We start from the raw sequence: 13,185 nt of genomic DNA on the forward strand, positions 1-13,185 counted from the left end.
CGCAGTAAACGAGGAGCGTAGTAGGGCGGGGATACAGCCGTCTGCTCAAGTAGTGATTTCCGAATCTTCAAGTTACGTATTCACGTATCGTGTGGTAGTGGTCGAAGAAGCGTTCCAATACGCTGCCGAACCTGCGGATGCGGCCACTGCTGAGAGTGCGTGGAGTCACATTCAGACGTGCCGTGAAGTCTACAACCACGCACTCACACAAGTGTACAAACCCGCCTCTGACGGTGATAAACCATCGTATCGAACGATGCAGAACAAACTGCCGGACTGGAAACGGAACTGGCCGGCGTGGAGCGAGGTGTACTCGAAGTGCTTGCAGATGGCTGTCCGCCGCATCAAACACAGCGAACGTGTTCTCGACTCGCTAACGGAACGCGGCTTCGATGTTGGTGAACTCAAGTGGAAATCGCCGCGAGAGTACCGCAGCATCACGTACAACCAGAAAGGCTTCGACGTGGATCATAACACGGGCCGGACTGACCACGCAACGGTTGCACTCTCGAAAATCGGCACATTCCACTTGACGTATCATCGGCCACTCCCAGCCGACGCCACAATCAAAGAGGTCATCCTAAAAAAGCAGAAAACGGGCGACTGGACAGTCAGCATCATGGTTGAATATGATGCCGACTACCCCGAGAAACCCGCCGTCGAAGACATCGACGTCAAAGAGACGGTTGGGATTGACCTCGGTATAACGAAGTTCATTCACGACTCAGACGGTCGAGCGTTCGCTCCCATAGATGAGCAAGCAGACCGCGAGCGTGTCGAGAAACAGCACCAGGCTGTCTCGCGGAAAGAATACGACTCAAACAATTGGAACACGGCGCGGCAGCGGTTAGCGCGAGCGTACGAACGGTTGTCGAACAGGCGGCGAGCATACCGGGAAGCGCTCGCTAACGCGTACACGCAACAGTTCGACGCAGTGTTCCTCGAAGACCTTGATGTTGGCAGCATGCTGCAGCAGACCGGGAACAGTCGGAACATCGCCGCGATGTCGTGGTACGAAACAATGCAAGCGTTCGAACGGTTCGGCGAGAAGAACGGCTGTCACGTTGTCCTAGTCCCACCGGAGGGAACGACGAAGCGCTGCGTGCGGTGTGGTGTGGAATCCGAGAAACCGTTGTGGGTGCGCGAGCACTCGTGTCCGTCGTGTGGATTTGAGACGGATCGTGACGAGAACGCTGCGCTTGAGGTGCAGCGACTTGGATTGCTTGAGCTGGGAGTGGTTACGGATTCTGCTGGATTAGGTCAGGAACTGGCCGAATCAACGCCTGCTGAGACTGGCGCCGCTGTGGGAACCCGTCACCGGGACGTGGTTCCTGCAAGTGCCGTCGTTGACACAGGAAGCCCCACCCTCAAGGAACGAGCCGCATCAGCGGCGAGCGAGTAGGGTGGGGTAGTTCACTGGCTTCGCTTCTGTCGGCCACGCGCACTCGATAGCGCACGCGAACCGACGTAGATTAGAGAATGAGTTTTGATGTTTCTCTGGACCTACCTAAATACAAATAGTTTCTATCGATTGCCGCACAATCGACTGCTATCACTTGGAATAGGAACGATGAAACAGCACAATATAGGGCCATTAGGCCTACTAAAACACCGAATCACGAATGGAGAGGTTCGGTTCGAGGTGGCGTTCGAGGTTGGCTCTCGTTCTGCTACCGAACCCCCCAATAACTGAGAACTATGGCCTAATACTCGCTAAAATCCGAATATTGGGGCGTGGTGGTAGTGTCTCAACGTAGTCATCAGCATATCCGCGAATCCCGAACACATAATTTTTATATCTATTATATCAATCTGGTGATTCTCCGGTTCGTGCTGCCTGTCTCTCCGGAGAAGACTGGTCGCAGGGCACCAAAGTGACGTTCCCCGTCTACCCTGCGGAACCGATTCGGTGGGTTTTACGCGCCGGCACTTCGTCCCCCCGAGTATGGGAGACGACTACCGAACCGAACGCGACAGTCTCGGCGAAATCGAAGTTCCAGCGGACGCGTACTGGGGCGCACAGACCCAGCGCGCCGTCGAGAACTTCCCCATCTCGGACGCCACGTTCGGGCGGCGCTTCGTGCGCGCGCTCGGCGTCGTGAAGAAGGCCGCCGCGCAGGCGAACAACGACCTCGGTTTGGTCGACGACGAGAAAGCCGACGCTATCGTCGAGGCCGCCGACGAAGTCATCGAGGGTGAGCACGACGACCAGTTCCCCGTCGACGTCTTCCAGACCGGAAGCGGGACGTCCTCGAACATGAACGCCAACGAGGTCATCGCGAACCGCGCAGCCGAAATTCTCGGTGAGGAAGTCGGCGCGCGCGTCGTCCACCCCAACGACCACGTCAACTACGGCCAGTCCAGCAACGACGTCATTCCGACCGCGATGCACGTCGCCGCGCTGGAAGCCGTCGAGAAGGACGTCGAGCCCGCGCTCGAACTGCTCGCCGACGCCCTCGACCAGAAGGCCGACGAGTTCGACGGCGTCGTCAAGACCGGCCGCACGCACCTCCAGGACGCCACGCCCGTGCGCCTCGGCCAGGAGTTCGGCGGCTACCGGACGCAGGTCGAGAAAGGCATCGAGCGCGTGCGCGACGTGAAAGCCCACCTCTCGGAGCTCGCGCTCGGCGGCACCGCGGTCGGCACCGGGCTCAACACGCACCCCGAGTTCCCCGAGAAGGCTGCCGCGTACATCTCCGAGGAGACCGGCGTCTCCTTCCGCGAGGCCGACGACCACTTCGAGGCCCAAGCCGCCCACGACGCGATGAACGAGGCCCACGGCGCGCTCCGCACGGTCGCGGGCTCGCTGAACAAGATCGCCAACGACCTCCGCCTGCTCGCGTCCGGGCCGCGCAACGGCCTCGGGGAGATCGAGCAGCCCGAGAACCAGCCCGGCTCCTCCATCATGCCCGGGAAAATCAACCCCGTCGTGGCGGAAGCCGTCAATCAGGTCCACAAGCAGGTCGTCGGCAACGACGCCGCCGTGAACGCGGGTGCCGTCGAGGGCCAGCTCGACCTCAACCTCTACAAGCCCGTGCTGGCGCACAACTTCCTCGAATCCTCGAAGGTCATCGCGAACGCCAGCGTCGCGTTCGCGGAGAAGTTCGTGGCGAAGCTCGAAGCCAACGAGGAGTACTGCGAGGAGCAGGTCGAGCGCTCGATGGCGCTGGCGACCGCGCTCAACCCCGCCATCGGCTACGACAAGGCCAGCGAGGTCGCGAAGGCCGCGCTCAAGGAGGGGAAGTCGGTCAAGGGGGTCGTCGTCGAGAAGGGCTACCTCTCCGAGTCGGAAGCCGAGGACGTCCTCGACCCCGAGAAGATGACCCACCGCGGCATCCTCTCGGGCGACGACTGACGACACGGGACGGCAGCGAACCGCGAACGAAATTTTTTCGAAGTGAGTTGGGCGGGACCCGTGTCAGTATTCGAGCCGCTGGGAGAGCGCGTCGCCGATGCGTTTCATGCCGTGGTCTCCGGGGTGGAGTAGGTCGGCGGCCAGCCCGGAGAGTGGCAGCAGTTCGGGACCCTCGACGAGCGAGAGGTTGTCGTGGGGTGATTCCTCGACGATGGAGCGCAACGTCTCCCGGTACGCCGTGGCGTGCTCGGCATCGCCCGATTCGGTCACGTCGTCGAAGTACGGGAACAGCGTCACGCACGTAATCGGCTTCTCGGGGTGGGCGGCCGCGATGGTGTCGACGAACGTGTCGGCGCGTTCGTGGAACTCCCCTGGAGAGAACCCACCGGAGGCCGCCATGTTCACCGAGATGGTGAGCGTCGCCACGTCCCAGTCGTCGCGGGCGGCGATGTGTTCGGCCATCGCAGTCTCGCAGTACGCGGACCCGGAGCAGCCGAGGTTCAGCGCGTCGAACCCGCAGTTCCGCGCGACGTGCGTGACGTAGTCCGTGTGAGGGACCGACGCCGCTGCACCCTCGGTAATCGACGTTCCGTACGCGAGATACCGCTGGTCGGGGAGCTCGTCAGATGTGGGTGGCCGGCAGTCGCCGGTGACGTCGTGGACGGCGATGGCCTGGTGGCGGTCGAATCGGATGCGGCAGACGCGCGGGTCGAACCGACCCGTCTCGTCGTCGGACGCGAGTTCCCGGAGTCGCTCGGGCACGCTGAACGTCAGCGTCTCGGGCTCGGTGCCGACGTCGGTCGGCTTCCACGGCTGAAACTCCCCCCAGAACGTGTGAATCTCGGTCGGTTCGGACGCGGACAGCGTCACCTCGACTTCGGCGTCGTCGGCGTGTGGGACGAACCTGACCTCGCTGCCGGTCGGGTGGCGAACGCGGTCGCGGGCCATGTCGTTCAAGCCGTCGCCCACCGCCGTGGGAACGCGGCAGAGGCGGTGGCCGCCGTCGGCCCACTCCGCGGGGACCGTCTCCGTGACGTTGTGCAGTGAGACGGACGGATAGTTCGCTCCCTCCATGTGGTCCTCGTCTGGAGGGGTTCACGTGAGTGTGTCGGAGTCCCGTCTCGTCGATTCGGCTCGCCCACCTTCTTGTACCCGCGTTTCGATGACCGACGCATGGAACGACTCGACTCCCGCGTCCGCCTCATCTGGTTCCTCCGCGTGTTCGTCGGTTCCGTCGTCGCCGGCGCCGTCGCGGCCGTCGTGACGGGGGTCGTCGACCGCGTGGCCGTCTCGCCGCTCCTCGCCGGCGGCGGCGTGTTCGTCGCCTTCCTCGTGCTCGGTGCCGTCCACACCGTCCTCCGGTACCGAGCGTGGCGGTTCGAAGTCCGCGAGGACACCCTCTACATCGAGCGCGGCGTGCTCGTGAACGTCCGCACGGCCGTCCCGTTCGTGCGCGTCCAGCACGTCGACGCGCGCCGCGGCCCGATCGAGCGGGTGCTCGGGTTGAGTAGCGTCGTCGTCTACACCGCCGGGTCGCGCGGGGCGGACGTCTCGATTCCCGGGCTGGTCGCCGAGCGCGCCGACGACGTCCAGGAGACGTTGCGTCGCCTCGCAATCGAGAGCGAGCCCGAGACCGGCGACGCCGGGGATGCAGTGTGAAACTCCACCCGCTGTCGATTCCCGTCCGCGTCGTCTCGCGCGCCGTCGGCATCGTGTGGGCGTTCATCTTCGCCGGCTTCGCGTTCGCGGGCGGCGATCCGGTGTTGCTCAGCGGCGTCGTCGTGCTCGCGGTCGTGGTGCTCGCCGGGCTCGCGGGCTACGAGGTGGCCTACTACCGCCGCTTCGACTACGAACTCACCGGCGAGAGCCTCGACATTTCCTCGGGGGTGTTCTCGCGGCGCGAGCGCGAGATTCCGCTGCGCCGCGTGCAGAACGTCGACGTCACGCGGTCGTTCGTCGCGCGCCTGCTCGGCATCGCGGTGGTCGACGTGGAGACGGCGGGCGGCGGCGGCACCGAGGCGAACCTGCGGTTCGTCGGCGGCGAGGAAGCCGACCGCCTGCAGGAAGCGATTCGGGCGAAGCGCGCCGCGCTACAGCGGGAGGCGGGCGCAGAGGCCGAATCCGAGGAAGCGGAAGCCGCGGCGTCGGCGGGCGGCGAGACGCTGTTCGAGCTCTCGGACCGCGACCTCGTGCTGTACGGCGCGCTCTCGTTCGACCCGCGGCTGGCCTCGGGCGTGGTCGCGCTCGCGACGTTCCTCGCGCCCACGTTCGGGGACCGCATCTCGCTGTCCGGGCTCGGCATCGCCGCCGTCGTCGGCTTCGCTCTCGTCGCTGCGCTCGCGCTGTGGGCGGCGTCGGCGGTCGCGCGCATCGTCCAGTTCTACGGCTTCCGGCTGCGCCGCGTCGGCGACGACCTGCGCTACGAGCGCGGCCTGCTCTCGCGGCACGACGGCACTATTCCGCTGTCGAAGCTCCAGACCGTCGCCGTCGAGGAGAACGTCCTGATGCGGCGCTTCGGCTTCGCGTCGCTGGCCGTCGAGACCGCGGGCTACGCGCCCGGCAGCCAGCCCAGCGGCGGCTCGGAGGCAGCCATCCCGATTGCGCCCCGCGAGGACGTGCTCTCGCTGGCGCAGACGCTCGAACCGTTCCACGACTTCGAGGTCGAACGGCCGCCCGAGCGCGCCCGCAAGCGCTACGTCCGCCGGTACCTGCTCGTGGGTCTCGCGGTGGTCGCCGCGGGGTTCCTCGTCGACCAGTTCCTCACGAGCGTCCCGTGGTACGCCGCCAGTGTGTTGCTCCCGCTCGCGTGGCCCGCCGCGCGGCTCACGCACCGCCATCGCGGCTACGAAGTCGGCCCGGACCACGTCGTCACGCAGGGCGGATTCTGGAACCGCAGCACGCGCATCGTTCCCTACCGCCGCATCCAGACGGTCATCCGGCGACGGACCGTCTTCCAGCAGCGCTGGCGGCTCGCGACGGTCGTCTTCGACACCGCCGGCTCGCGCTCGATATCGGCGGGTGACGCCGCGGCGCTGGACCGCGACGAGGACGACGCCGACAGCATCGCGGTGGCCGTCCGCGACCGCGTCCTCGACGTCATCTACGAGCGTGACCGGGAGTAGTCGGGACGACAGACTGAACGGTTTTTTATCGTTCGCCCGCACACGACCACGTAATGACCGAGTTCGACTACGACGAGCTGGGACTCGTCGCCGGGCTGGAAATCCACCAGCAACTGGACACGGCGACGAAGCTGTTCTGCGAGTGCCCGACAGAGCGCCGCGAGCCCGAGGCGGCCGAGCGGACGTTCACGCGCTACCTCCACCCGACGCGCTCGGAGCTCGGGGAGATTGACGAGGCCGCCCTCGAAGAGAGCAAGGTCGAACGGGAGTTCGAGTACCTCGCGTACGACACGACGTGTCTCGTCGAGGAGGACGACGAGCCACCCCACCGCCTCGACGAGGAAGCCCTCGGCACGGCGCTGGAAATCACGCAACTGCTGGACATGGACCCGGTCGACCGCGCGCACGTGATGCGGAAGGTCGTCATCGACGGGTCGAACACGTCGGGCTTCCAGCGGTCGACGCTGGTCGCCCACGACGGCGAAATCGAGACCAGCGAGGGCAGCGTCGGCATCGAGGACCTGATGCTCGAAGAGGAGTCCGCCCAGCGCGTCGAGGAGCGCGAGGGCGGCGTGCAGTTCTCACTGGACCGGCTGGGCATCCCCCTCGTCGAGATTGGCACGAAGCCGGACATCTCGACGCCCGAGCAGGCGCTGGAGGCCGCCGAGCGCATCGGGATGTTGCTGCGCTCGACGGGGAAGGTCAAGCGCGGGCTCGGGACGATTCGCCAGGACGTCAACGTCTCCATCGCGGAGGGCGCGCGCGTGGAAATGAAAGGCGTCCAGAGCCTCGACGACATCGACGACCTCGTGCGCGAGGAGGTCCGGCGGCAGGTCGAACTCGTGGACGTCGCCGACGAACTCCAGGACCGTGACGCCAGCGTCGGCGACACGCAGGACGTCTCCGACGTCTTCGCGGAGACGGGGTCGGGCGTCATCCGGGGTGCGCTGGACGCCGACGGCGTCGTCTACGCGGTCCCCCTGTACGGCTTCGACGGGCTGGTCGGCCGCGAACTGCAGGCGGACCGCCGGCTCGGCACGGAGTTCTCCGACCACGCCAAGCGCCACGGCGCGGGCGGCATCTTCCACACTGACGAACTCCCGGCGTACGGCGTCACCGAGGACGAAGTCGAAGCCCTCCGCGAGGCAGTCGGCGCGGGCGAGAACGATGCGGTCGCTATCGTGGCGGACGAGCCGTCGGTGGCGACGGGCGCTATCGACGCGGTCGCGGAGCGCGCGGAGACGGCCATCGAGGGCGTCCCCGAGGAGACGCGCGGCGCGAACGACGACGGCACGTCGGAGTACCTGCGGCCGCTGCCGGGCGCGGCGCGGATGTACCCCGAGACGGACGTGCCGCCCGTCGACCCCGACCCCTCGGAGGTCGAACCGCCGGAGTTGTTGACCGAGAAGGTCGAGCGGTACCAGGAGGACTACGACCTCGATGCGGGGCTCGCCGAGCAGGTTGCGTACGGTCGGCGGTGGCCGCTGTTCGAGGAGCGGGTCGAGGCCGGCGTGGATGCGACGCTTGCTGCGCAGACGCTGGAGTCGACGGTGACGGAGTTGCGCCGCGACGACGTACCCGTCGAGAATCTCACCGACGACCACTTCCGCGGCGTGCTCGACCTCGTGGCGGAGGGGGAACTCGCCCAGGAGGGGGTTCCGGAGCTGCTGGCGGCGCTGGCCGAGCAGCCCGACCGGGAGGCCGCCGACCTCGCCGAGGACCTCGGGCTCGGCTCCGCGGGCGAGGACGAGGTCCGCGAGGCAGTCGTGGAAGTCGTCGAGCGGAACAGCGGACAGGTCGAGGAGGAAGGAATGGGTGCGTTCTCCGGGCTGATGGGCGAGTGCATGGGCGCGCTCCGCGGGAAGGCGGACGGCGACCTCGTCAGCGAGGTGCTGCGCGAGGAGATTCAGAAGCGCGCGTAGCTACTCGTCGGCTAACTCTTCGAGAAGCGTCTCCAGTTCGTAGCTCTGGAGCGGGCGCTGGGTGTCTTTCTGCCGGGCGATGACGAACGTGGAGTTCGTGCGGTCGACTTCGGGGATGGCTTCGAAGTCGGAGATGAGGCGTTCGACGTCGTCGGAGTGCGGGAGGCGTGCGAGCACCATGAAGTCGGTCTCGCCCATCGTGAAGAACGTCTGCGTGACGCCTTCGACGCCGCTGATTTTCTCGCCGACGTCCTCGTAGCTCCCCTCGTAGGAGGTCAGGACTTCGAGGACGACAGTCACGCCGAGGCCGAGTTCGTCGAGGTCGAGGTCGTAGAGGTCGTCCTCGACGATGCCTTGCTCGCGGAGATTGTTGAGGCGGTAGTGAATCGTGGAGACGGGGATGTCGGTCTCCTCGTGGAGTTCCTCGGGGCTGCCGGTCCCGAGGTCGGAGATGGCTTTCAGGAGGCGTACGTCGCGTTCGTCCATGCCTGTCGGCATCGACAGGCGCGAGGATAAGCCTGTGGGAGTCGGCTACAACCTCCCCGGCAGAGGTTTGACATCGACACTAATGAACGACCGTTATATTGCCTTGTAACTCATCAACGCAGACTTCTTTGAAGAAAACTCTAATATATCTACGGCTATTTGTAGAAACATGAGCTACCGACGTCCCCGGTTGGGCGTCTCCCCTGCGGCCCTGATGTTCATCGCGCTCGCCGCCATCTGGGGGACTTCGTTCCCAGCCATCGAAATCGGGCTGCACACCGTGCCAGCCCTCTCGTTCGCCGCCATCAGGTACAGCCTCGCAGGCCTCATCATTCTCGGCTACGCCGTCTACGCCACCGACCGCTGGCGGCCCCGCGGCACCGAGGAGTGGCTCGCGGTCAGCGTCGCCGGCCTCCTCGTCATCGCCGTCTACCACGGGTTGCTGTACCTCGGCGAGCTCCGCGTCTCCGGCGCAATCGCCGCCATCGTCGTCAGCCTCTCGCCCGTCCTCACGGCCGGTCTCGCGAGCGTGCTCCTCGACAGCGACGTCGACCTCGTCGAAGGCCTCGGCCTGCTCGCCGGATTCGCCGGCGTCGTCATCGTCGCCTCCCCCGGCGGCGGTGGCACCGACCTGTTCGGCGTCGCACTCGTGTTCGGCGGTGCCGTCGCGTTCGCGCTCGGTGCCGTCCTCGCGCGCCCGCTGTCCACCGACCTCCCCGTCGAGACGATGGAAGCGTGGGCGATGCTGCTCGGCGCCGGCGTCCTCTGGATTGGCGCGGGCGCTCGCGGCGAATCCCTCGCGGGCGTCGAGTGGACGCTCCCCGCGCTCGCCAGCCTCGCGTACCTCACGCTGGTCGCGGGCTGCGTCGGCTTCCTGCTGTACTTCGAGCTGCTCGACCGCATCGGCGCGGCGGAACTCCACCTCGTCGGTTACCTCGAACCCGTCGTCGCCGCGCTGATGGCGTGGGCGCTGCTCGGGCAGGTCGTCGACTCGCAGGCGCTCGCCGGCTTCGCGGCTATCTTCCTCGGGTTCGCGCTGCTCGAACGCGACGTCCTCTTCGAAGCGGCCGTCACCACCGCCGATGCCGTCCGTTCCCACTAGCTGGCAGCGTCCCCAACAGCTAACGCGGTCCATTTCGAACCCCTCCGACGTGACCGTTTACTTCGAAGACCTCGACGAGGGTGACGTCCTCGAATTCGGCACGTACGACGTCACCGAGGACGAAATTGTGGAGTTCGCCGAGCGCTACGACCCGCAGTGGTTCCACACCCAGCCCGAGCGCGCCCGCGAAGAGTCGCATTTCGACGACCTCGCGGCGTCTGGCTGGCACACGTGCGCGATAGCGATGCGACTCGTCGTCGACGGCCACTACGTCGACGCCGCCGGCCTCGGCGCGCTCGGCATCGAGCAACTCCGCTGGCCGAACCCCACGGTCCCGGGTGATTCGCTGTCAGTCACCGTCGAAATCCTGGAGATGCGGCGCTCCGAAAGCGACCCTACCCGTGGCCTCGTCACGCTCAACCACACCGTCACCAACCAGGCCAGCGAGGTCAAACTGGAGATGCGGCCGACCGTGATGTACGCGTGCCGGAACAGCGGGTGACGACCGCTACAACGAAGAATAGGCGCAATATGTAGCGTAGCTACCTACTCCATCTGGTTCTCGGCGCGCCGCAGCAGCCCGAGGACGGTGTTGATTTCCCGGCCCGTCGGGTGGGTGCGGCCGACCATGCGGCGGAGCATCCGCATCGCCTTGTCGCGTTTCTCCTCGGGGTAGTCGATTTCCGCGAGGAAGTCCTCGGCGTGGTCGTGGAAGCGCTCGATGGATTCTTCCTCGGCGCGGTGGCGCTCGACGTCCGGCAACTGGGTCTCGTTCATCGCGAGGTCCCGGAGTTCGTACAGCGCGACGGTGGCGGCCTGCCCGAGGTTCATCACCGGGTAGTCGTGGGAGGCGGGAATCGACGCCACTTCGTCGATTTGCGCGAGTTCGTCGTTCGTCAGGCCGACGCGCTCGCGGCCGAACACCAGCGCCGTGTTCGACTCGACGTCCGCGAGGCTCTCGGAGAGCTCCGCGGGCGTGCGGAACGGGAACCGCACGTGCTTGGTGGCGTCCTCGTTCGTGATGGCGGTGAAGCCGACGGTGTGGAACTCCGAGGTGAGGTCCTCGAAGGAGAGTTCGCGGGCGTTCGGGAGCACGTCCTCGCGGGCCTGTCCCGCGAAGCCGTAGGCTTCCGAGTCCCGGCCGAGGTACGGCGGGTCCACGAGCAGGAGGTCCTCGAAGCCGAAATTCTTCATCGCTCGTGCGATGGTGCCGACGTTGCCGGAGGTCTTGGCGTCCACGACGGCGACGTCTGGCTTACTCATCGCTCGTGGGGTAGTCGGCGTCCAGGTCGAGGTCGAGCTCGTCGGCGTCCTCGATTTCCGGCCGAAGGTCGATGCCGGCCTGTTCGTCCTCGGGCAACTCGACGTTGTGAATCTCGGGATCAGGGATGTCCGGATTCGGCGTCTGCTCTGGGTCGGTAGCGACGTGCTCGGGGCCGTCGTACCACTCCGGCGCGCGCTCGCCGTCCGCGAACCACTCGCGGAACGCCTCTTGGAATTCCTCGGTGCCGCGGTACTGCTCGCCGCCGGCTTCGAGGAACCAGTAGTAGAAGTCGACCTCGTGTTCGGCGCACAGCAGGACTTCCGCGCGGGGTTCGCCGTACACCGCAGCGGGCGTGTTCCGCGACGTGTCGTCGTCACCGTGGAGGAGATAGCAGGCGTCACACGGCCGGTCCATCAGCGCCGGCAGCCGCTGCAGGCGCGCGCTGGCGTCGTCGGGCATCTCGTCGAAGTCCCGGTAGTCGCCGTGCTCGTCGAAGACCTCGTCCTCGTCGAAGCGCCACCCCCGGAAGCCGATGCTCACCTTGCTCATTAGCGGCGCGTAGGCGACCGACGTACAAAAGTCGCCTGAAGGCTCCCGCCACGCGGGAGGCGGCCGCGAGCCCCGGAACCGATTCGCCTTTGGGCGAGGGGTTCCGCCTTCGAGGCATGCAGACGGTCGACGCCGCCGGGCTCCCGATTGGAGACGACCACCCGCCCCGCATTATGGGCGTGTTGAACGTCTCGAAGGAATCGCCGTACGACCCCAGCGTCTTCGACGACCCCGACGAGGCGGCCGCGTACGTCGACGAGGAGCTCGTCGGCGAGGGCGCGGACATCGTCGACGTCGGCCTCGAATCCGCGAACAAGAAGTTCGACGTGCTCTCCCCCGAGCAGGAGCTCGACCGGCTGGACACCGCCGTCGAGACCATCCAGCGCGTCGGGAGCGACGCCGTATTCTCTATCGAGACGCGGTACGCGGAGGTCGCCGACGAAGCGCTCTCGCGTGGCTTCGACATGGTCAACGACATCTGCGGGTTCGCCGACCCCGAGATGCCCGAGGTCTGTGAGGCCCACGACGCGGCCGTCGTGAAGATGGCGAGCCCGCCGGACCTCGAACGTCCCGGTGCAATCGAGGACGTGGACTGGGCGGCGCGAAGCGCCGCCAATCCAGAGCGTAGCCGCAGCTACGCGGACGACATCTACGACGCGCTCACGCTGAACGGCTTCACGGACAAGACCATCGTCGACCCGGCGTTCGGCGGGTGGAGCGAGGACAAGACGCTCGCAGACGATCGCGAGACGTTCGACCGGCTCCGAGAGTTCCGCGGGCACGGCTACCCCATCCTCGTCTCAATCAATCGGAAGAACTTCCTCCGCGAGGTTGCCGACCGCTCCACGGAGGAGGCGCTGCCCGTCTCGCTGGCGGCGACGTCGATGGCCGTCGAGCGCGGCGCACACATCGTCCGTACGCACGACGTCGCCGAAACGCGGGACGCTGCGCTCATCGGCTACGAGTTCCGCCGCGACCGTTACGAGGCTGAGCACGTCGAGGAATTGGACGTGACGACCGTTGCGGAGGCTGAGCGCCACGTGAAGCGGCTGGACGGCGACCTCGATGCTGCCGGCGACGCGGCCGCTCGCGCGTACGAGGTACACGGCCTCGACGGCGACGACCGCGCGGTGCTGGCGGCCAAAGGTGTCGCCGTCACGGGGGACGACCCGGCGTTCGTCGCAGCCCCTATCAGCGTGCTTCGGGCTGCCGCGGATGCGCTCGAATCCCCGGACGGCGTGCTGGGGGAACTCACAGCGGCGTGGTCGACTCGCACGTAACGGGAAAACTTATACCGGCGGGGCCTAAATCCGAGGTTGGAAGCCGGACCCCCGCTGGGTAGGGGTACTTCGCGGGGCGTCTCGGCTCGAACCAGGAATCCTTTC

12 protein-coding genes are annotated in these 13,185 nt (G+C 66.3%); 8 read left to right on the forward strand and 4 right to left on the reverse strand.

Annotated features, from left to right (window positions below; genetic code table 11):
• The first annotated feature begins 97 nt into the window (after positions 1–97).
• Positions 98–1,402, forward strand: coding sequence for an RNA-guided endonuclease InsQ/TnpB family protein (locus LT974_RS07480; RefSeq protein WP_232590121.1), 1,305 nt, complete (start codon positions 98–100; stop codon positions 1,400–1,402).
• A 543-nt stretch (positions 1,403–1,945) separates the two neighbouring features.
• Complete coding sequence (locus LT974_RS07485; RefSeq protein ID WP_232590122.1) at positions 1,946–3,355, forward strand: class II fumarate hydratase; 1,410 nt, start codon at positions 1,946–1,948, stop codon at positions 3,353–3,355.
• Between the two features lie 63 nt (positions 3,356–3,418).
• On the opposite strand, the gene LT974_RS07490 is transcribed toward LT974_RS07485, so the two are convergent.
• Entirely contained in the window at positions 3,419–4,429 is a 1,011-nt protein-coding gene (locus tag LT974_RS07490) for an SGNH/GDSL hydrolase family protein (protein WP_232590123.1), read from the reverse strand.
• A 99-nt stretch (positions 4,430–4,528) separates the two neighbouring features.
• Here LT974_RS07490 and LT974_RS07495 point away from each other — a divergent pair, with 99 nt between their 5' ends.
• Genes LT974_RS07495 through gatE form a run of 3 tightly spaced genes read left to right on the forward strand, consistent with a single transcriptional unit; the run spans position 4,529 to position 8,399 of the window.
• A complete protein-coding gene (locus LT974_RS07495) occupies positions 4,529–5,014 on the forward strand; it encodes a PH domain-containing protein (RefSeq protein ID WP_232590124.1) in 486 nt (161 codons plus the stop codon).
• On the forward strand, positions 5,011–6,477 hold the full coding sequence (locus LT974_RS07500) for a PH domain-containing protein (RefSeq protein WP_232590125.1): 1,467 nt from the start codon (positions 5,011–5,013) through the stop codon (positions 6,475–6,477). Before LT974_RS07495 ends, LT974_RS07500 begins: the two co-directional genes overlap by 4 nt.
• Positions 6,478–6,530: 53 nt before the next feature.
• Positions 6,531–8,399, forward strand: coding sequence for a Glu-tRNA(Gln) amidotransferase subunit GatE (gene gatE / locus LT974_RS07505; protein WP_232590127.1), 1,869 nt, complete (start codon positions 6,531–6,533; stop codon positions 8,397–8,399).
• On the opposite strand, the gene LT974_RS07510 is transcribed toward gatE, so the two are convergent.
• On the reverse strand, positions 8,400–8,885 hold the full coding sequence (locus tag LT974_RS07510; RefSeq protein WP_232590130.1) for an Lrp/AsnC family transcriptional regulator: 486 nt from the start codon (positions 8,883–8,885) through the stop codon (positions 8,400–8,402). It lies immediately after the preceding gene.
• 169 nt (positions 8,886–9,054) lie between these two features.
• On the opposite strand from LT974_RS07510, the gene LT974_RS07515 reads away from it, so the two are divergent.
• Both LT974_RS07515 and LT974_RS07520 read left to right on the forward strand, forming a co-directional pair.
• On the forward strand, positions 9,055–9,987 hold the full coding sequence (locus LT974_RS07515) for a DMT family transporter (protein ID WP_232590133.1): 933 nt from the start codon (positions 9,055–9,057) through the stop codon (positions 9,985–9,987).
• A 49-nt stretch (positions 9,988–10,036) separates the two neighbouring features.
• Positions 10,037–10,489, forward strand: a complete 453-nt coding sequence (locus LT974_RS07520; protein WP_232590136.1) for a MaoC family dehydratase — start codon at positions 10,037–10,039, stop codon at positions 10,487–10,489.
• 44 nt (positions 10,490–10,533) lie between these two features.
• On the opposite strand, the gene LT974_RS07525 is transcribed toward LT974_RS07520, so the two are convergent.
• Together LT974_RS07525 and LT974_RS07530 are read right to left on the reverse strand one after the other, a co-directional pair.
• On the reverse strand, positions 10,534–11,250 hold the full coding sequence (locus tag LT974_RS07525; protein WP_232590139.1) for an RNA methyltransferase: 717 nt from the start codon (positions 11,248–11,250) through the stop codon (positions 10,534–10,536).
• Positions 11,243–11,800, reverse strand: coding sequence for a hypothetical protein (locus LT974_RS07530; RefSeq protein WP_232590141.1), 558 nt, complete (start codon positions 11,798–11,800; stop codon positions 11,243–11,245). The genes LT974_RS07525 and LT974_RS07530 overlap by 8 nt, the downstream gene beginning before the upstream one ends.
• Positions 11,801–11,916: 116 nt before the next feature.
• Here LT974_RS07530 and folP point away from each other — a divergent pair, with 116 nt between their 5' ends.
• Entirely contained in the window at positions 11,917–13,080 is a 1,164-nt protein-coding gene (folP, locus tag LT974_RS07535; RefSeq protein ID WP_232590143.1) for a dihydropteroate synthase, read from the forward strand.
• The last annotated feature ends 105 nt before the right edge of the window (positions 13,081–13,185 follow it).

It is taken from the genome of Halobacterium noricense, assembly GCF_021233435.1.
Classification (GTDB): Archaea; Halobacteriota; Halobacteria; order Halobacteriales; family Halobacteriaceae; genus Halobacterium; species Halobacterium noricense.

Coding starts and splice junctions, on each gene's coding strand:
- LT974_RS07485 (WP_232590122.1), top strand. CDS start 1,946: ATGGGAGACGACTACCGAACCGAACGCGACAGTCTCGGCGAAATCGAA.
- LT974_RS07490 (WP_232590123.1), bottom strand. CDS start 4,429: ATGGAGGGAGCGAACTATCCGTCCGTCTCACTGCACAACGTCACGGAG.
- LT974_RS07495 (WP_232590124.1), top strand. CDS start 4,529: ATGGAACGACTCGACTCCCGCGTCCGCCTCATCTGGTTCCTCCGCGTG.
- gatE (WP_232590127.1), top strand. CDS start 6,531: ATGACCGAGTTCGACTACGACGAGCTGGGACTCGTCGCCGGGCTGGAA.
- LT974_RS07510 (WP_232590130.1), bottom strand. CDS start 8,885: ATGGACGAACGCGACGTACGCCTCCTGAAAGCCATCTCCGACCTCGGG.
- LT974_RS07515 (WP_232590133.1), top strand. CDS start 9,055: ATGAGCTACCGACGTCCCCGGTTGGGCGTCTCCCCTGCGGCCCTGATG.
- LT974_RS07525 (WP_232590139.1), bottom strand. CDS start 11,250: ATGAGTAAGCCAGACGTCGCCGTCGTGGACGCCAAGACCTCCGGCAAC.
- LT974_RS07530 (WP_232590141.1), bottom strand. CDS start 11,800: ATGAGCAAGGTGAGCATCGGCTTCCGGGGGTGGCGCTTCGACGAGGAC.
- folP (WP_232590143.1), top strand. CDS start 11,917: ATGCAGACGGTCGACGCCGCCGGGCTCCCGATTGGAGACGACCACCCG.